Source organism: Pseudomonas sp. DW-iso3 (genome assembly GCF_058725305.1).
In genome coordinates this window covers 238083-255940 of sequence record NZ_JBZXDZ010000007.1, presented here as the reverse complement: position 1 = coordinate 255940, position 17858 = coordinate 238083, and the positions used below count along the sequence as shown (strand labels likewise).

General features: G+C 60.6%; 16 protein-coding genes. 12 read left to right on the top strand and 4 right to left on the bottom strand.

Going from position 1 to position 17858, the window contains the following annotated elements; all coding sequences use genetic code 11:
* Positions 1 to 32: 32 nt before the first annotated feature.
* A complete protein-coding gene (locus AC4PS7_RS21870) occupies positions 33 to 977 on the bottom strand; it encodes a GlxA family transcriptional regulator (protein ID WP_010207111.1) in 945 nt (314 codons plus the stop codon).
* Positions 978 to 1184: 207 nt separating this feature from the next.
* On the opposite strand from AC4PS7_RS21870, the gene AC4PS7_RS21865 reads away from it, so the two are divergent.
* The 6 genes from AC4PS7_RS21865 to AC4PS7_RS21840 all read left to right on the top strand — a co-directional run bounded on the left by AC4PS7_RS21865 (position 1185) and on the right by AC4PS7_RS21840 (position 6501).
* The gene (locus AC4PS7_RS21865; RefSeq protein WP_010207112.1) at positions 1185 to 2129 is read left to right on the top strand and encodes a choline ABC transporter substrate-binding protein; all 945 of its coding nucleotides are present in this window, start codon (positions 1185 to 1187) and stop codon (positions 2127 to 2129) included.
* A gap of 73 nt (positions 2130 to 2202) precedes the next feature.
* Complete coding sequence (gene cdhC, locus AC4PS7_RS21860; RefSeq protein ID WP_010207113.1) at positions 2203 to 3090, top strand: 3-dehydrocarnitine:acetyl-CoA trimethylamine transferase CdhC; 888 nt, start codon at positions 2203 to 2205, stop codon at positions 3088 to 3090.
* Positions 3091 to 3232: 142 nt separating this feature from the next.
* Positions 3233 to 4198: an L-carnitine dehydrogenase gene (locus AC4PS7_RS21855; RefSeq protein ID WP_044287998.1), complete on the top strand. Its 966-nt coding sequence runs from the start codon at positions 3233 to 3235 to the stop codon at positions 4196 to 4198.
* A 14-nt stretch (positions 4199 to 4212) separates the two neighbouring features.
* A complete protein-coding gene (locus AC4PS7_RS21850) occupies positions 4213 to 4689 on the top strand; it encodes a thioesterase family protein (protein WP_010207115.1) in 477 nt (158 codons plus the stop codon).
* Positions 4690 to 4716: 27 nt separating this feature from the next.
* Positions 4717 to 5877: a gamma-butyrobetaine dioxygenase gene (locus AC4PS7_RS21845; RefSeq protein ID WP_010207118.1), complete on the top strand. Its 1161-nt coding sequence runs from the start codon at positions 4717 to 4719 to the stop codon at positions 5875 to 5877.
* A 360-nt stretch (positions 5878 to 6237) separates the two neighbouring features.
* The gene (locus tag AC4PS7_RS21840) at positions 6238 to 6501 is read left to right on the top strand and encodes a hypothetical protein (protein ID WP_010207120.1); all 264 of its coding nucleotides are present in this window, start codon (positions 6238 to 6240) and stop codon (positions 6499 to 6501) included.
* Positions 6502 to 6607: 106 nt separating this feature from the next.
* On the opposite strand, the gene gbdR is transcribed toward AC4PS7_RS21840, so the two are convergent.
* Positions 6608 to 7711: a choline metabolism transcriptional regulator GbdR gene (gene gbdR / locus AC4PS7_RS21835; protein ID WP_005792167.1), complete on the bottom strand. Its 1104-nt coding sequence runs from the start codon at positions 7709 to 7711 to the stop codon at positions 6608 to 6610.
* A 503-nt stretch (positions 7712 to 8214) separates the two neighbouring features.
* A complete protein-coding gene (locus tag AC4PS7_RS21830) occupies positions 8215 to 9591 on the bottom strand; it encodes an L-serine ammonia-lyase (protein ID WP_021491298.1) in 1377 nt (458 codons plus the stop codon).
* Between the two features lie 18 nt (positions 9592 to 9609).
* Here AC4PS7_RS21830 and AC4PS7_RS21825 point away from each other — a divergent pair, with 18 nt between their 5' ends.
* The 4 genes from AC4PS7_RS21825 to choV all read left to right on the top strand — a co-directional run bounded on the left by AC4PS7_RS21825 (position 9610) and on the right by choV (position 13043).
* Positions 9610 to 9810 carry a hypothetical protein gene (locus tag AC4PS7_RS21825; RefSeq protein ID WP_146136234.1) on the top strand — a complete coding sequence of 67 codons (201 nt, stop codon included), beginning with the start codon at positions 9610 to 9612 and terminating at the stop codon, positions 9808 to 9810.
* 196 nt (positions 9811 to 10006) lie between these two features.
* On the top strand, positions 10007 to 10954 hold the full coding sequence (locus AC4PS7_RS21820; RefSeq protein ID WP_010207122.1) for a choline ABC transporter substrate-binding protein: 948 nt from the start codon (positions 10007 to 10009) through the stop codon (positions 10952 to 10954).
* Positions 10955 to 11022: 68 nt separating this feature from the next.
* Positions 11023 to 11868, top strand: coding sequence for a choline ABC transporter permease subunit (choW, locus tag AC4PS7_RS21815; RefSeq protein WP_010207125.1), 846 nt, complete (start codon positions 11023 to 11025; stop codon positions 11866 to 11868).
* Positions 11865 to 13043 carry a choline ABC transporter ATP-binding protein gene (gene choV, locus AC4PS7_RS21810; RefSeq protein WP_010207126.1) on the top strand — a complete coding sequence of 393 codons (1179 nt, stop codon included), beginning with the start codon at positions 11865 to 11867 and terminating at the stop codon, positions 13041 to 13043. Before choW ends, choV begins: the two co-directional genes overlap by 4 nt.
* Before the next feature lie 188 nt (positions 13044 to 13231).
* Here choV and AC4PS7_RS21805 read toward each other — a convergent pair whose 3' ends face one another.
* Positions 13232 to 15166: a BCCT family transporter gene (locus tag AC4PS7_RS21805; protein ID WP_226994565.1), complete on the bottom strand. Its 1935-nt coding sequence runs from the start codon at positions 15164 to 15166 to the stop codon at positions 13232 to 13234.
* A gap of 391 nt (positions 15167 to 15557) precedes the next feature.
* Between AC4PS7_RS21805 and betI the strand changes: the two genes are divergently transcribed.
* Positions 15558 to 16151: a transcriptional regulator BetI gene (gene betI, locus AC4PS7_RS21800; protein WP_010207128.1), complete on the top strand. Its 594-nt coding sequence runs from the start codon at positions 15558 to 15560 to the stop codon at positions 16149 to 16151.
* A gap of 110 nt (positions 16152 to 16261) precedes the next feature.
* Positions 16262 to 17734, top strand: a complete 1473-nt coding sequence (gene betB, locus AC4PS7_RS21795) for a betaine-aldehyde dehydrogenase (protein ID WP_010207130.1) — start codon at positions 16262 to 16264, stop codon at positions 17732 to 17734.
* Positions 17735 to 17858: the final 124 nt, after the last annotated feature.

Below are 17858 nucleotides of genomic sequence, written 5' to 3'. Positions count from 1 at the left end.
TAGTCGCGAATACAATTAACTATAATCAGCCGTCAAACCACCTCCCGCCGCCGATCCTCCCTTGGGCATTTTGCAAACCGTGCCCGATAACTGCGGGTGAAATACGACGGCGATTCAAACCCGCACGCAATACTCACTTCCAGCACGCTCATGTCGCTCTGACGCAGCAGTTGCCGGGCTTTTTCCAGGCGCAGGCCGAGGTAGAAGTTACTCGGCGTGTCGTTCAGGTGCAGGCGAAACAGGCGCTCCAGCTGACGGCGCGTCACTTTGATCGCCTCGGCCAGGGCCAATGTGCTCAGGGGCGGCTCGGTGTGCTGCTCCATCTCGCCGATCACTTGCACCAGCTTTTTGTTGTTGATGCCATAACGCGTGGCGATCTGCATGCGTTGGTGGTCTTTGCGTGGGCGGATGCGGCCGAGCACAAATTGCTCGGAGACCTGGATCGCCAGCTCAGGGCCGTGGGCCTGGGCGATCAGGTCGAGCATCAGGTCGATGGAGGCCGTACCGCCGGCGCAGGTGATGCGGCGGCGGTCGATCTCGAACAGTTCCTGGGTCACGGTGAGCTGTGGATAAGCTTCCTTGAAGGCGTCGATGGCTTCCCAGTGCAGGGTCAGGCGATGACCGTCGAGCAGGCCCGCTTCAGCCAGCACACAGGCGCCAGTGTCGATGGCACCGAGGGTCACGCCCTCGTGGTCGAGGCGGCGCAGCCAATGTTCCAGCGCAGGGGTCGCGAACTGCAGCGGTTCGAAACCCGCCACCACCAGCAATGTGGCGCCTTTCTTCAACGGTTCCAGCGCCGCATCGGCGTTGACTGACATGCCATTGCTCGCCAGCACCGCGCCGCCATCGGCACTCAACACATGCCAACGGTACAGCTCGCCGCGAAAGCGGTTGGCCACCCGCAGGGGTTCCAGCGCGGAGATAAAGCCGATGGCCGAGAAGCCTGGCATCAGCAGAAAGTAGAAATCCTGGGACATGGTGGCGCTCTCGTCGGACGGGCAGCGTGGCACTGTGATACTCCCGTTCTCGGGTGGATTCAAGGGGGCAGGTCGCTGCAGTGCAAGAGCTGGTCGCCGCCGTGCGCTTTGTCCCCTCCAAAGCTACGTAACTTAAACCCGCAACATCAGCCTCACGGCGCATAAAGACGCCGGCCCCCACAATAACGACCTGCCGAGGGATCCACCATGAACCGACTGATCAGCCGCTGTGTGCTTGCACTCAGCGCCAGCGCCATCTTGAGCACGAACGTACTGGCTGCCGACGCGGCATCCTGCCAGAACGTGCGCATGGGCGTGGTGAACTGGACCGACGTAATCGCCACCAGCGCCATGACCCAAGTGTTGCTCGACGGCCTCGGCTACAAGACCAAACAGACCAGCGCCTCCCAGCAAATCATCTTCGCTGGCATCCGCGACCAGCGCCTGGACTTGTTCCTGGGTTACTGGAACCCGCTGATGACCCAGACCATCACACCGTTCGTCGACGCCAAGCAAGTCAAGGTCCTCGACAAACCCAGCCTGGAAGACGCCCGCGCCACCCTCGCCGTGCCGACTTATCTGGCAGACAAGGGCCTGAAAACCTTCGCCGACATCGCCAAGTTCGAGAAAGAACTGGGCGGCAAGATTTACGGCATCGAGCCAGGCTCAGGCGCCAACACCCAGATCAAGGCAATGATCGCCAAGAACCAGTTCGGCCTGGGCAAGTTCCAACTGGTGGAGTCCAGTGAAGCCGGCATGCTCGCCGCCGTCGACCGTGCGGTCCGCCGCAAGGAAGCCGTGGTGTTCTTCGGCTGGGCGCCGCACCCGATGAACGTCAACGTCGCCATGACCTACCTCACCGGCAGCGACGACGCCCTCGGCCCGAACGAAGGCATGGCTACCGTGTGGAGCGTCACCGCGCCGAACTACGCCGAGCAGTGCCCCAACGTGCACAAACTGCTGACCAATCTCACCTTCACCGCCGCCGACGAGAGCCGGATGATGCAGCCACTGCTGGATCACAAGGACGCCATCGAGTCTGCCAAGCAGTGGCTCAAGGATCACCCGCAAGACCAGGCGCGCTGGCTGGAAGGGGTGACCACCTTCGACGGCAAGCCGGCAGCGGCCAACCTGAAATTGACCAGCAAGTAAGCCCATTTCAATCACCGTTTCGCGGCCACTTTCGACCGCGAACGGCACCACTATGCCTGTAAGGAACCGCCTCATGAACCACGACGTCATCATCACCTGCGCACTCACCGGTGCTGGCGACACGACCAGCCGAAGCCCACACGTGCCGGTCACCCCCAAACAAATCGCCGCCGCCGCGGTGGAAGCCGCCAAGGCAGGCGCCACGGTTGTGCACTGCCATGTGCGTGACCCTGAAACCGGCAAGTTCAGCCGCGACGTCGCCCTGTACCGCGAGGTGATGGAGCGCATCCGTGAGGCCGACATCGACATCATCGTCAACCTCACCGCCGGCATGGGCGGCGACCTGGAGATCGGCGGCGGCGAGAACCCGATGGCGTTCGGCCCCAACACTGACCTGGTCGGCCCCTTGACTCGACTGGCCCACGTCGAAGAGCTGCTGCCGGAAATCTGCACGCTGGACTGCGGCACCCTGAACTTTGGCGACGGCGACACCATTTACGTTTCTACCCCGGCACAACTGCGGGCCGGCGCCAAGCGCATCCAGGAACTGGGCGTGAAAGCCGAGCTGGAAATCTTCGACACCGGTCACCTGTGGTTCGCCAAGCAGATGATCAAGGAAGGCCTGCTGGACGACCCACTGTTCCAACTGTGCCTGGGCATCCCATGGGGCGCGCCGGCCGACACCACCACCATGAAAGCCATGGTCGACAACCTGCCCGCCGACGCCGTGTGGGCCGGCTTCGGCATCGGTCGCATGCAAATGCCAATGGCGGCGCAAGCGGTGCTGCTGGGCGGCAACGTGCGGGTCGGTCTGGAAGACAACCTGTGGCTGGACAAAGGCGTGCTCGCCACCAACGGCCAGTTGGTGGAGCGGGCAAGTGAAATTCTCAGCCGCCTGGGCGCACGGGTCATGACCCCGGCCGAGGGCCGCGTGAAGATGGGCCTGACCAAACGCGGCTGACTTCCAAACACCCCACAACCCTGTGGGAGCCGGGCTTGCCCGCGATTGCGGTACGTCAGCCACCAAATGCACCAACTGACACACCGCTATCGCAGGCAAGCCAGCTCCCACCGGTGATCACCGAACTCTTTAGGAACTTGCCATGCGCTTTATCACTGAAATCAAAACCTTCGCAGCCCTCGGCAGCGGTGTTATCGGCAGCGGCTGGGTGTCCCGCGCCCTGGCCCATGGCCTGGATGTGATCGCCTGGGACCCGGCGCCCGGTGCCGAAGCCGCGCTGCGCAAACGTGTTGCCAACGCCTGGGGCGCCTTGGAAAAACAAGGCCTGGCGCCGGGTGCATCCCAGGACCGCTTGCGCTTTGTCGCCACCATTGAAGAGTGTGTGAAAGACGCTGACTTCATCCAGGAAAGCGCCCCGGAACGCCTGGAACTGAAACTCGACCTGCACAGCAAGATCAGCGCCGCCGCCAAGCCGAATGCGTTGATTGGGTCGAGCACGTCCGGCCTGTTGCCAAGCGAGTTCTACGAGGGCTCGACCCATCCTGAGCGGTGCGTGGTCGGCCATCCGTTCAACCCGGTTTACCTGCTGCCGCTGGTGGAAGTGGTCGGCGGCAAGAACACTGCGCCGGAGGCCGTTCAAGCGGCGATCAAGGTGTACGAATCCCTCGGCATGCGCCCACTGCATGTGCGCAAGGAAGTCCCGGGCTTTATCGCCGATCGCCTGCTCGAAGCCCTCTGGCGTGAGGCCCTGCACCTGGTCAATGACGGCGTCGCCACCACCGGCGAAATTGACGACGCCATCCGCTTTGGCGCGGGCCTGCGCTGGTCGTTCATGGGCACTTTCCTGACCTACACCCTGGCAGGCGGCGACGCAGGCATGCGCCACTTCATGGCGCAATTCGGCCCGGCGCTGCAATTGCCGTGGACCTACCTGCCAGCGCCGGAGTTGACCGACAAGCTGATCGACGATGTGGTCGACGGCACCAGCGATCAACTGGGCAAACACAGCATTTCGGCGCTGGAGCGCTATCGTGATGACTGCCTGCTGGCGGTGCTGGAGGCGGTGAAAACCACCAAAGCCAAGCACGGCATGACCTTCGCCGAATAAGGGAAAATCCTGACATGCCCGCACTGACCACCTACACCACCCAGGTCCACCCCGACTGGGTGGACTACAACGGCCATCTGCGCGACGCGTTCTATCTGCTGATCTTCAGCTACGCCACCGACGCGCTGATGGACACCCTGGGGCTGGACAGTGAAAACCGCGAAGCCAGCGGCCACTCACTGTTCACCCTGGAGTTGCACCTCAACTACCTGCACGAAGTGAAGCTGGGTGCCGACGTGGAGGTGCATACCCAACTCATCGCCCACGACGCCAAGCGCCTGCACCTCTATCACAGCCTGCACCTGGTTGGGGATGAAAAGGAACTGGCGGGCAACGAGCAGATGTTGTTGCACGTTGATCTGGCCGGTCCACATTCGGCGCCGTTCACCGAGTCCACACTGGAAAAACTCACGGCTATCAGCGCGGAGCAGGCTGACCTGCCGCGCCCCGCCCTGCTTGGCCGAGTGATTGGACTACCGCTGAAAAAATAGCCACTGAAGATACCCTTAGGAGCCACCATGCAAACCGCCGCCGCTGTCGCCGATTTCCGTACTTACCCGAAGATCTGCGACATCGCGGACGTACGGGTGCTGGAGGATCAGATCTTTGTGCAGTGGGCCGATGGACGGGTCAGTCCGTTTCATCATCAATGGCTGCGAGACAACTGCCCTTGCTCCCAATGCGTATACAGCGTGACGCGCGAGCAAGTGCTGGAGATTGTGGATGTGGACGCCCATCTCAGGCCGGCCTCGGCCCGTATTGATCAAGGCAACCTGAGCCTGGAATGGAGCGGCGGCCACCGCAGTCAGTACGATCCGGGTTGGCTGCGGGCGCATGCCTACGACGATGAATCCCGTGCCGAACGCCGTGCGGCAACGCCCAAATCGCGGCTGTGGGACAGTCGGTTCCAGCTACCGGTCTTTGAGTATTCGGCCGTCATGGAAGACCCGAGCGCGCTGCTGCAATGGTTGCTGGCGCTGCGCGATTCTGGCCTGACGCAAGTCCGAGGCGTCCCCACCGAGCGCGACTCCCTGGCGCTGGTGGCCAAGCGCATTTCCTTCATCCGCGAGAGCAACTTCGGCGTGCTGTTCAATGTGCAATCCAAGGCCGATGCCGACAGCAATGCCTACACCGCTTTCAACCTGCCCTTGCACAGTGATTTGCCCACACGAGAGCTGCAACCGGGCCTGCAATTCCTGCATTGCCTGGTGAACGATGCCAACGGCGGCGAAAGCATTTTTGTCGACGGGTTTGCCATCGCCAACGCCCTGCGCACGGAAGATCCCGAAGCGTTCAGGGCGCTGTGTGAAATCCCGGTGGAGTTTCGCAACAAGGACCGTCACAGCGATTATCGCCGCCTGGCGCCGATCATTGCACTGGATGCCTTGGGCGACGTGGCGGAGATTCGCATGGCCAACTTTCTACGCGGGCCCTTCGAGACCAGCGTGGCGCAGATGCCGCTGCTGTATCGGGCGTATCGGCGGTTTATTGCGATGACGCGGGAGGATCGTTTTCGGCTGGTCAAGCGCCTGAACCCGGGCGAATTGTGGTGCTTCGACAACCGTCGCACCCTGCATGCGCGCAATGCGTTCGATCCCGCCTCCGGGGCACGGCATTTCCAGGGCTGCTACATCGACCGCGATGAATTACTGTCGCGCATCCGGGTGTTGCAGCGCTAGACCGCGGTGCTGCCATCGCAGGCAAGCCAGCTCCCACAGGGAAATGCACTCCAAATGTGGGAGCTGGCGTGCCTGCGATGAGGCCGGTACTCACGCCACAAATCCCGGGCTAAAAAAAGCCCCGATCCAGCCGTGACTGGATCGGGGCAGAGTGCCTTGTGTGAGCGTTACATCCTGAGGGTGACCAAACCTTCAAGCTGAGTGCTTGAGTTCAGTGTGCCCATTAATACGGTGGGTAAATGGCCCGAAAACGACCTGCTCATAGCCATCTGAGGCATTCGTGCAATCTGCCCTTGCCGACCCTTTGGACGGCAACCAGAATCCAGGTCTAACCCCGCTCCCTTCACCAGGATAAACGTCATGATGCACGCAGATTTGATTGACCAGGATGACCTGCTGGGCCAACTGCGCTCACTGGGTTTCGAAGTATCCAGCGGCGCCACCGCCGAGCAGGCCTGCGAGTGTGCGGTGCGTGGTTTGAGCGAGGCTCGGGCCAAGGCGCTCAAGGGGATGGTTGAGCAGATGTACACCGGCAGCGCGACGATCTTGCCGGCGGTGCGGCAGGCGATCGATAAGCAGTTGCTGCCGGCCTTGGTGCAGTTCAAGCAGAACTCGGGCGCCTGATAGTCCGCATTCGCGAGCACGCCCGCTCCCACATTCGACCGCATTTCAAAGGTGGAACTCGGTCACCTGTGGGAGCGGGCTTGCTCGCGAACGCAGGCGACTCGGCCTAGAGCCTTACGCTGGCAAAAGTCGACTCGTTCCTGGCCTGGCTCAACGCCGACATCGGTCCCGACAACGGTGACAATACCAGCGCCTGCGGGATCGGCATCATCGCCACCTGCTGGGTGGTGTTGGAACCTACGCGCTCATCCCGTGGCGGAATGCCAAAGTATTCGCGGTAGCACTTGGAGAAGTGCGGCGTAGACACGAACCCGCACACCGACGCCACTTCGATGATCGACATCGGCGTCTGCTTGAGCAACTGCCGTGCGCGGATCAAGCGCAGCTTGAGGTAGTAGCGCGATGGCGAACAGTGCAGGTATTTCTGGAACAGGCGCTCCAGCTGGCGACGAGACACCGCGACGTACACCGCCAGTTCGTCCAGGTCGATCGGCTCTTCCAGATTGGCCTCCATCAGCGCGACGATTTCCTGCAGCTTCGGCTGGTTGGTGCCGAGCATGTGCTTGAGCGGCACACGCTGGTGATCCTGTTCGTTGCGAATACGCTCGTAGACGAACATTTCGGAGATGGCGGCCGAGAGTTCACGGCCGTGGTCGCGGCTGATCAGGTGCAGCATCATGTCCAGCGGCGCGGTGCCGCCGGAGCTGGTGAAGCGGTTGCGGTCGAGGGTGAACAGGCGTGTGCTCATGGCCACGCGGGGGAAAGCTTCCTGCATCGAGGCCAGGCATTCCCAGTGCACGCTGCAATCAAATCCATCAAGCAAACCGGCGCAGGCCAGGGCCCAGCTGCCGGTGCACACCGCGCCGAGGCGACGGGACTGGCGTGCCTGGCTTTGCAGCCACGACACATGTTCACGGGTAACGGTGCGCTGGATGCCCACGCCGCCGCACACGATCACCGTGTCCAGGGCCGGGGCTTTGTGCATGGAAGCATCGGGGGTGATTTGCAGACCGTCGCTGGCCCACACCTGGTTTCCGTCGACGCTCAAGGTCGTCCAGCGATACAGCTCGCGGCCGGAGAGCTGATTGGCCATGCGCAGCGGTTCGACTGCGGACGCCAGGGAAATCAGCGTGAAATTGTCCAGCAGCAAAAAGCCGATGGATTGAGGCGCACGGTTCTGGGGTTGGGCCCCGGAGTTGAACGACGTCATCGCAGTATCTCCTCACACAAAAGCGGGTGATGGCCTCAGGCGAGGCTCTTGTTATTGCGCTCTACATCCAGCGAGGAGAGAGGCTTTGAATTGATAGAGCAAATGCCATGCCTAAAATTGAATGGCCGTCCAATAACTCCTAAAAACGACCTGATGACGTGTCTAGATAAGCCCGCGCCGCACGTACGGATATAGCCGAAATCAGCCGTAGGAATGAGCCTATCCACAGGGGATGAGCAGATCGGTAGCACTTGTGGGAAGGCGCTTTGCGGGCGTGGGAGAAGTCTGTCACCCAAAGCACGGGTGACAGCGGGTCGGGCGGGAAATCGTTCGGTAGCTACTTATCTGTTTGCGACGCGCTAAAAGGTGGCGCTTTTGGATCCGGTGTTCACTTTATGAGCAGTGTTGCTTGAACTGCCGCTATCGCGGGCAAGCCCGGCTCCCACAGGGGAATGTATTCCAAATGTGGGAGCTGGCTTGCCTGCGATAGCGGCGTCACTGGCTCAACACTCCACAGCACTCACCGCCAACCCGCCCCGCGATGTCTCTTTGTATTTGTCATGCATATCCGCCCCGGTATCGCGCATGGTGCGGATCACTCGGTCCAGGGAGATAAAGTGCTGGCCGTCGCCCCGCAGCGCCATTTGCGCTGCGTTGATTGCCTTCACCGCCGCAATTGCATTGCGCTCGATGCACGGTACTTGCACCAGCCCGCCCACCGGGTCGCAAGTGAGGCCCAGGTTATGTTCCAGGCCGATTTCAGCGGCGTTGCACAGTTGTTCCGGCGTGGCGCCAAGAATCTCGGCCAAGCCGGCGGCGGCCATGGCGCAGGCCGAGCCTACCTCCCCTTGGCAGCCGACTTCGGCACCCGAGATCGAGGCGTTTTTCTTGCACAGGATGCCTACCGCCGCCGCACCAAGCAGGTAGTCGACCACGTTGGCTTCGGTGACTTCCTCGCTGAATTTCATGAAGTAGTGCAACACCGCCGGGATGATCCCCGCCGCGCCGTTGGTAGGGGCCGTCACCATGCGCCCACCGGCGGCGTTTTCCTCGTTCACCGCCAGGGCGAACAGGTTGACCCATTCCATCGCGCTCAACGTCGAGCCGATCACATTGGGCTTGTTCAATTCCTGCAGGCTGCGGTGCAACTTGGCGGCACGCCGGCGCACGTTCAGGCCGCCGGGCAGGATGCCTTCGTGCTTGAGCCCCTGCTCCACGCAATCCTGCATGGCGCGCCAGAGCTTCATCAGTCCGCTGCGGATTTCTTCCTCGGAGCGCCAGGTTTTCTCGTTGGCCAGCATCAACTCGGCGACACGCAGGTTGTGAGTCTTGCACAGCTGCAACAGCTCGACTGCGCTGGAAAAATCATACGGCAGCTCGGTGCGGTCCATATCGGCCACGCCGCTCTGCGCCTGGGCTTCATCCACCACAAAGCCGCCGCCCACCGAATAGTAGGTGTCACGGTGCAGCTCACCGTGATCGCCCGTCACCACCAGGGTCATCGCATTGGGGTGGAACGGTAGGTTTTCGTCGAGCAGACGCATGTCCCGCGCCCATACGAAGGGCACCGGCAAACGGCCGTCCAGCAGCAGCGTATCGGTCTCGCGCAGGGTGTGGATGCGCAGGCCGATTTGCGATGGGTCGATCGCATCTGGCCATTCGCCCATCAGGCCCATGATGGTCGCGGTGTCGCTCCCGTGACCAATGCCGGTGGCCGACAATGAGCCGTAGAGCTGAACTTCGACGCGCCGCACTTGTTCCAACAGTTCACGTTCACGCAAAGCCTGAACGAACAACGCCGCGGCGCGCATGGGGCCGACGGTGTGAGAACTAGAAGGCCCGATGCCGATCTTGAACAGGTCGAAAACACTGATAGCCATTAACGTGGGACTCCGCAGGTGAACAGGCCGGACACCAAGGAGCTGCTACGCTCAGATCGCCCAGATGGCGGCATCATCAAGCTTTTACTTGCCGTCACGGCGTCTCACACCGACGCACTCATGCTCACCAGCGTCGCTCCCGTGCGATCGCCTGTTTTGGCCGTTTTTAACGGTGCAGATGGGCAAAAACTGCAGTTTTGCCTGTGGAAAAATCTGTAAGCGACGTCACCGACACTGGATACGACCATCCCTGTACTGGATACGACGCCCCCTGTAGGCGTCAGATTTTCACTGGTACATGATCAGTCTCGACTCGTTTGCAAGGCACCGTGCCAGAGCTGTTGTCGCACGCACCAACCGCAACACTTATAAAGCGCGGCGAATGCCGCCAGAAAAAACACAGGAGTCTACCCAGATGAAAGGTTCACCCTCGTTGTTGTTGGCCGCCATGCTGAGTCTGCCAGTCATGGCGCACGCCGCAGAACCGGCACAATGTCAGACCGTCAACTTCTCCGATGTCGGCTGGACCGACATCACCGTCACCACCGCGACTACCAGCGAGATCCTCAAGGGCCTGGGCTACAAGCCGCGCACCACGATGATTTCGGTACCAGTGACCTACAAGTCGCTGGCCGACGGCAAGAACATGGACGTCTTCCTCGGCAACTGGATGCCGACCATGGAAAACGACATCAAGCAGTACCGTGATGCCGGCACCGTGGAAACCGTGCGCGCCAACCTGGAGAACGCCAAGTACACCCTGGCCGTCCCGGAAGCGCTGTACAACAAAGGCCTCAAGGACTTCGCCGATATCGCCAAATTCAAGGATGAACTGGGCGGCAAGATCTACGGCATCGAGCCGGGTAACGACGGCAACCGCACCATCCAGACGCTGATCGACAAAGACGCCTTCGGCCTGAAAACCGCAGGGTTCAAAGTCGTCGAGTCCAGCGAAGCAGGCATGCTCTCCCAGGTCGAACGCGCCACCAAACGCGACCAGGCCATCGTGTTCCTCGGCTGGGAACCGCACCCGATGAACACCCGTTTCAAGATGAAGTACCTGACCGGGGGTGACGATTCGTTCGGCCCCAACTACGGCCAGGCCACCATCTACACCAATACCCGCAAGGGCTACACCGAGGAATGCAGCAACGTGGGCCAGTTGCTGAAAAACCTAGTGTTCACCCTGAACATGGAAAGCACCCTGATGGGTAATGTCTTGGACGACAAGATGAAACCCGACGCCGCGGCGAAAGCCTGGCTGAAGAAGAACCCGCAAGTCCTCGACACCTGGCTTGCCGGTGTCACCACCATAGATGGCAAACCAGGACTCGACGCCGTTAAAGCCTACCTCGCCAAGTAATCCGCTATCCCCGGGGCGGTGCGCTGTCCCGGGATGTTTTCCCTCTTCGCATGTGGACATTCACTACCATGCTGACTGAACAGAAAATCCCACTAGGCCAGTACATCGCTGCCTTCGTCGAATGGTTGACCCAACACGGCGCCAACTACTTCGACGCAATCGCATCGACACTGGAAACGATGATCCACGGCGTGACGTTCGCGCTGACCTGGTTCAATCCGCTGGCATTGATCGGTCTGATTGCGCTGCTGGCTCACTTTATCCAACGTAAATGGGGACTGACTGTTTTTGTCATCGCCTCCTTCCTGCTGATCCTGAACCTGGGGTACTGGCAGGAAACCATGGAGACCCTGGCGCAAGTGCTCTTCGCCACCCTGGTCTGCGTGGTCATCGGTGTGCCGCTGGGCATTGTTGCCGCGCATAAACCGATGTTTTACACCATGATGCGGCCGGTACTCGATCTGATGCAGACCGTGCCGACCTTCGTCTACCTCATCCCAACCCTGACCCTCTTCGGGCTGGGTGTGGTGCCTGGGCTGATTTCTACGGTGGTGTTCGCGATTGCCGCGCCGATCCGCCTGACCTACCTGGGTATCCGTGATGTACCCCAAGAGTTGATGGACGCCGGCAAGGCCTTTGGCTGCTCGCGCCGTCAGTTGCTCTCGCGCATTGAACTGCCCCACGCCATGCCGAGCATTGCCGCCGGCATTACCCAATGCATCATGCTGTCGTTGTCGATGGTGGTGATCGCTGCCCTGGTGGGCGCCGATGGCCTCGGCAAACCCGTGGTCAACGCACTGAACACCGCCGATATCGCCCTGGGCTTTGAAGCGGGCCTGGCGATCGTGCTGCTGGCCATCATGCTCGACCGCATCTGCAAACAACCCGACGCTAAAGTAGGGGGTGATGCATGAGCATTATCCGATTCGACAAAGTCGACGTGATCTTCTCCAAAGACCCACGCGAAGCGCTCAAGCTGCTGGACCAAGGCATGAGCCGTAACGAGATCCTGAAAAAAACCGGGCAGATTGTTGGCGTGGAAAAAGCCAGCCTGGACATCGAGAAAGGCGAGATCTGTGTGTTGATGGGCCTGTCGGGCTCCGGCAAATCCAGTCTGTTGCGCTGCATCAACGGCCTCAACACCGTGAGCCGTGGCCAGCTGTTCGTCGAGCATGAAGGTCGCCAGATCGACATCGCCTCCTGCACACCCGCCGAGCTGAAAATGATGCGCACCAAGCGCATCGCCATGGTGTTCCAGAAGTTCGCCCTGATGCCTTGGCTGACGGTGCGCGAAAACATCAGCTTCGGCCTGGAAATGCAGGGCCGCCCGGAGAAAGACCGACGCAAGCTGGTGGATGAAAAACTTGAGCTGGTGGGCCTGACCCAATGGCGTAACAAGAAGCCGGACGAACTCTCCGGCGGCATGCAGCAGCGCGTCGGCCTGGCCCGTGCGCTGGCGATGGACGCCGATATCCTGCTGATGGACGAACCCTTCTCCGCCCTCGACCCGCTGATCCGCCAGGGCCTGCAGGACGAGTTGCTGGAACTGCAACGCAAGCTGAGCAAGACCATCGTGTTCGTGAGCCACGACCTCGACGAAGCACTCAAATTGGGTAGCCGTATCGCGATCATGAAAGACGGCAAGATCATCCAGTACAGCGTGCCGGAAGAGATCGTCCTGAACCCGGCGGATGACTATGTGCGTACCTTCGTCGCGCATACCAACCCACTGAACGTGTTGTGCGGCCGCAGCCTGATGCGCACCCTGGACAACTGCAAGCGCGTCAACGGTTCAGTCTGCCTGGACCCGGGCGGCGACTCGTGGCTGGACCTGGCCGAGGGCAACACCATCAAGGGCGCTCGCCAGAATGGCGCGGTGATGAACCTGCAGAACTGGGTACCGGGGCAAGCGGTGGAAGGTCTGGGCCGGGTGCCGACGCTGGTGGACTCGAATATCGGCATGCGTGATGCGTTGCAGATTCGTTATCACACCGGAAACAAGCTGGTGCTGCATGACAACAACCAGGTAGTGGGGATTCTGGGGGACAGTGAGCTTTACCATGCCCTGCTGGGCAAGAACCTGGGCTGACAAACACTGCACATCTCAATGTAGAAACTGGGTCAATGTGGGAGGGGGCTTGCCCCCGATTGCGGTGTATCAGTAACAGAAGTACTGACTGACACACTGCTATCGGGGGCAAGCCCCCTCCCACATTTAGTTCTGTTTACACATTTGGACCCAGTGGTGTCAGTGAGGACACCACCCGTTTTCAACTATCAGCTATAGACACGGCCAAGGAGCTGCCGATGGCTTTCAAACTGATCGAGCACGTCCCGGGTGATCTGCTCCTGGGTGAAGCCCATCAGGTCGTATTCCTGAGGTCCATTGTGCAGGTAGACCTCCGCGCGGTAGTAACGCGTGCGCTCTTCCTCGGGAAGGTCGCTCGGTGCCGACGAGTAAGCATCCAGGCTCACTTCGTAGACAAACGGGTTGCCCTCTGCCATCTCGATGCGCACACCGATGCAGCGCTTGGATTTACCCAGCAGGGTCTGCACTTCCAGCCCCTGTTCACGCAACGCCGTCGCCGCTTCTTCCAGCGCTGGCGTCACGTGCTTGTCCATGAAGCGTTGCACGGTGCCTTGGCTCGGTTGCAGGTCCAGCGCGGTCAAGCGCTCGCTGAAACCACGACGACCCCGCTCGGCCAATTGCGCCTGCTCCTGTTCGATGGCCACATCCTGGCGCATGGCTTTGTGCAAGCCGAACATAAAGAAGATCAACACTACCGAGAATGGCAGCCCCGCCAGCACCACCATGGTCTGCATGGCTTCGAAGTTGCCCGCGAACAGCAAGCCGATGGTCACCAGGGTGATCACCGCCGACCAGAAGATCCGCAGCCAGTGCGGCGCATCTTCATCCACGTTGCCGCCTTTGCAGGAAAGGTTGGCCATCATCACGGCGCCGGAATCCGCCGGGGTCAGGAACAGCACGAAGCCCACGAAGATCGACACGCCGATCACGATTTTCGACGCCGGGTAATGCTCAAGCAGTTGGTAGATGGCCATGGAAGGCTGTTCCAACGCAGTCTTGCCCAACGCCACCGCACCCTGGTTCAGCACCAGGTCCAATGCCGAATTACCGAAGATCGACAGCCACGCCAAGGTGAAGCCCAACGGGATCAGCAGCACGCCGGCCACCAGTTCACGCACCGTGCGACCACGGGAAATACGCGCGATGAACATGCCCACGAATGGCGCCCAGGAAATCCACCAGGCCCAGTAGAACAGTGTCCACAGGCCCATCCAGCGTTCGGTCTTGTCGGCGTCGCCTTCGTACACGTAGAGGTCGAAGGTTTTCAGGATGATGCCGTTGAGGTAGTCACCGGTGTTTTGCACCAGACCGTTGAGCAAGTGCAGGGTCGGGCCGAACAACAGTACGAAAATCAACAGGCCGCTGAACAACACGATGTTGAGGTTGGACAGGCGCCGAATGCCGTTCTCAACACCCGACACGGCGGCGATGGTCGCCACGGTGCTCATCACGATGATCACGATCAACAGGTTGGTGTTGCTGTGCTCCATGCCGAACAGGTTTTCCAACCCGGACGACACCTGCATCGAACCAATCCCCAGGTTCGTCACCAGGCCCAGCAGGGTCACGAACATGCCGAAGCCGTCCACCGCGTGGCCGGCCGCGCCTTTCACCCAACGCTCGCCCACCAGTGGGTACAGCGCCGAACGCAAGGCCAGCGGCTGGTTATGGCGATACGCGAAGTACGCCACGGCCAGGCCGACCAAGGCATAGATCGCCCAGCCGTGCAGGCCCCAATGCAGGAACGTCAGTTGCAGCGCCTGGCGTGCGGCGCCATTGCTGGCGGCTGCGCCTTCGGGCGGGTTGAAGTAGTGGTCCAGCGGCTCGGAAGCACCGAAGTACAACAGCGAAATGCCGATGCCCGACGAGAACAACATGCCGGCCCAGGCGCCGTAGCTGAAGTCCGGGGTGTCGTCCTTGCTCCCCAGTTTCAACTTGCCGTAGGACGAAAACGCCAGACCCACCACGAACACCAGGTAGGCGGCGATGACCACCATGTAGTACCAGCCAAAGCTTTTCGACAGCCACGCCTGTGCTACGCCGAGCATGCGCCCGGCCTCCTGCGGGGCGATGATCAGGATGGCAGTCAACAACAGAATCAACGCGGTGGAGGTGTAGAACACCCAACCGTTGACCCGCACCTTTTCCGGCGGGGTCTTTATAAGAGAGGCAGAACTCATGGCGCAGATGCTCCGGGCAGTGCGAGAGAGAAACACAAGGCAACGGTTATCCCGGGACATCGATTTTTCGGCAGTCGACGGACGGGTGTTATAAAGACACCCCTAAAATTCTTGAGCCTCGCCGAAGCGACGCCCAGGCCCTGATACGGCCTGTTTCAAGGTTTTTTACAGGTGTCAGATGTCGCGGCTCACAAGTAGGAAATATCTGTAGGCAGCGACCATTTGTCGCAGATCTTATTCTTTGTTGATTGAACGTTCAATCAAAACAAAATAGACTGGCCCTCAAGCCGACGGACGTGGATCGTCCATCGGCAGGCCTAAGGAGAGGTGCTACATGCCCAAGGTCGGTATGCAACCCATACGCCGCCAGCAGTTGATCGAAGCCACACTGACGGCGATCGATCAGGTCGGAATGGGAGATGCCAGCATTGCGCTGATCGCCCGTTTGGCCGGCGTCTCGAACGGCATCATCAGTCACTACTTTCAGGACAAGAACGGCCTGATCGCCGCAACGATGCGGTACTTGATGAATGTGCTGATCGAGAACGTCCACGAACGCAGGCTTGCGCTGAAGGACGACAGCCCACGGGCGCACCTTCGGGTGATCATCGAGGGCAACTTCGACGCCAGCCAGGTCAATGGCCCGGCAATGAAAACCTGGCTGGCCTTCTGGGCCACCAGCATGCATCACCCGTCATTGCACAGGTTGCAGCGGATCAACGATCAACGTCTGTATTCCAACCTGTGCTGCCAGTTCCGCCGAGTGCTGCCGCTGCCGCACGCACGCAAAGCAGCCAGAGGCCTGGCGGCCCTGATCGACGGTTTGTGGTTGCGCGGCGCCCTGTCGGGAGACGCTTTCGACACGGAGCAGGCGCAACGGATCGCTTACGAATACATGGATTTCCAATTGGCCAAGCAGGTGAGTTAGAGCATCTATAACCGCTCAACCCCTGAACGGCTGTTGATCAGTGTTGCCAGACCCTTATGGCCCACTTTTCGGCGGTTAACGCCAACCACTTATGCACTTGCGAGGACTTTATGGCCCGTTTCGACCTGCAAAAACTCTACATTGACGGCGGCTACACCGACGCTGGCAGCGATGCCACCTTCGAAGCCATCAACCCGGCTAACGGTGAAGTTCTCGCCCAAGTGCAACGCGCAACGAAAGAAGACGTTGAACGTGCCGTGGTCAGCGCCGAAAAAGGCCAGAAAATCTGGGCTGCGATGACCGCCATGGAGCGTTCGCGCATCCTGCGTCGTGCCGTCGACATCCTGCGCGAGCGCAACGACGAGTTGGCCGCCCTGGAAACCCTGGACACCGGTAAAGCCTTCTCCGAAACCAAGTACGTCGACATCGTTACCGGCGCTGACGTGCTCGAATACTACGCAGGCCTGGTGCCGGCCATCGAAGGCGAGCAGATCCCACTGCGCGACACTTCCTTCGTCTACACCCGCCGCGAGCCGCTGGGCGTGGTCGCCGGTATCGGCGCGTGGAACTACCCGATCCAGATCGCCCTGTGGAAATCCGCACCGGCCCTGGCCGCGGGTAACGCGATGATCTTCAAACCTAGCGAAGTCACTTCGCTGACCACCCTGAAACTGGCCGAGATCTACACCGAAGCCGGTGTTCCGGCTGGCGTGTTCAACGTCCTGACCGGCAGCGGCCGTGAAGTCGGCACCTGGTTGACCGAGCACCCGCGCATCGAAAAAGTCTCGTTCACCGGCGGCACCGACACCGGCAAGAAAGTCATGGCCAGCGCTTCGAGCTCGTCGCTCAAGGAAGTGACCATGGAACTGGGCGGCAAGTCGCCGCTGATCGTGTTCGAAGATGCCGACCTGGATCGTGCCGCCGACATCGCGATGATGGCCAACTTCTACAGCTCCGGCCAGGTCTGCACCAACGGCACTCGCGTGTTCGTGCCCAAGCACCTGCAAGCGGCGTTCGAAGCCAAGATCGTTGAGCGCGTTGCACGCATCCGCGTCGGCAACCCGCAAGACGACAACACCAACTTCGGCCCGCTGGTCAGCTTCGCCCACATGGAAAGCGTGCTGGGCTACATCGCCAAAGGTAAGGAAGAAGGCGCACGCGTGCTGTGCGGCGGCGACCGTCTGACCGACGGCGAATTCGCCAAAGGCGCTTTCGTGGCCCCGACCGTGTTCACCGACTGCACTGACGAAATGACCATCGTCCGTGAAGAAATCTTCGGCCCAGTGATGAGTATCCTCACCTACGAAACCGAAGAAGAAGTGATCCGCCGCGCCAACGACACCGACTTCGGCTTGGCCGCCGGCCTGGTGACCAAAGACCTGAACCGCGCCCACCGCGTGATTCATCAGTTGGAAGCGGGTATCTGCTGGATCAACGCCTGGGGCGAATCCGACGCGAAGATGCCGGTGGGTGGCTACAAGCAATCCGGTGTGGGTCGTGAGAACGGTATCAGCTCGCTGAACAACTTCACCCGCATCAAATCGGTACAGGTTGAACTGGGCGACTACGCCTCGGTGTTCTAAGAACCGAGCCTTGTATTGCCTATAAGGCCGCCATCGGGGGCAAGCCCCCTCCCACACTGACTGTGTTCACAAGTTCAGATGTGTAAATACAGTCAAAGGTGGGAGGGGGCTTGCCCCCGATGAG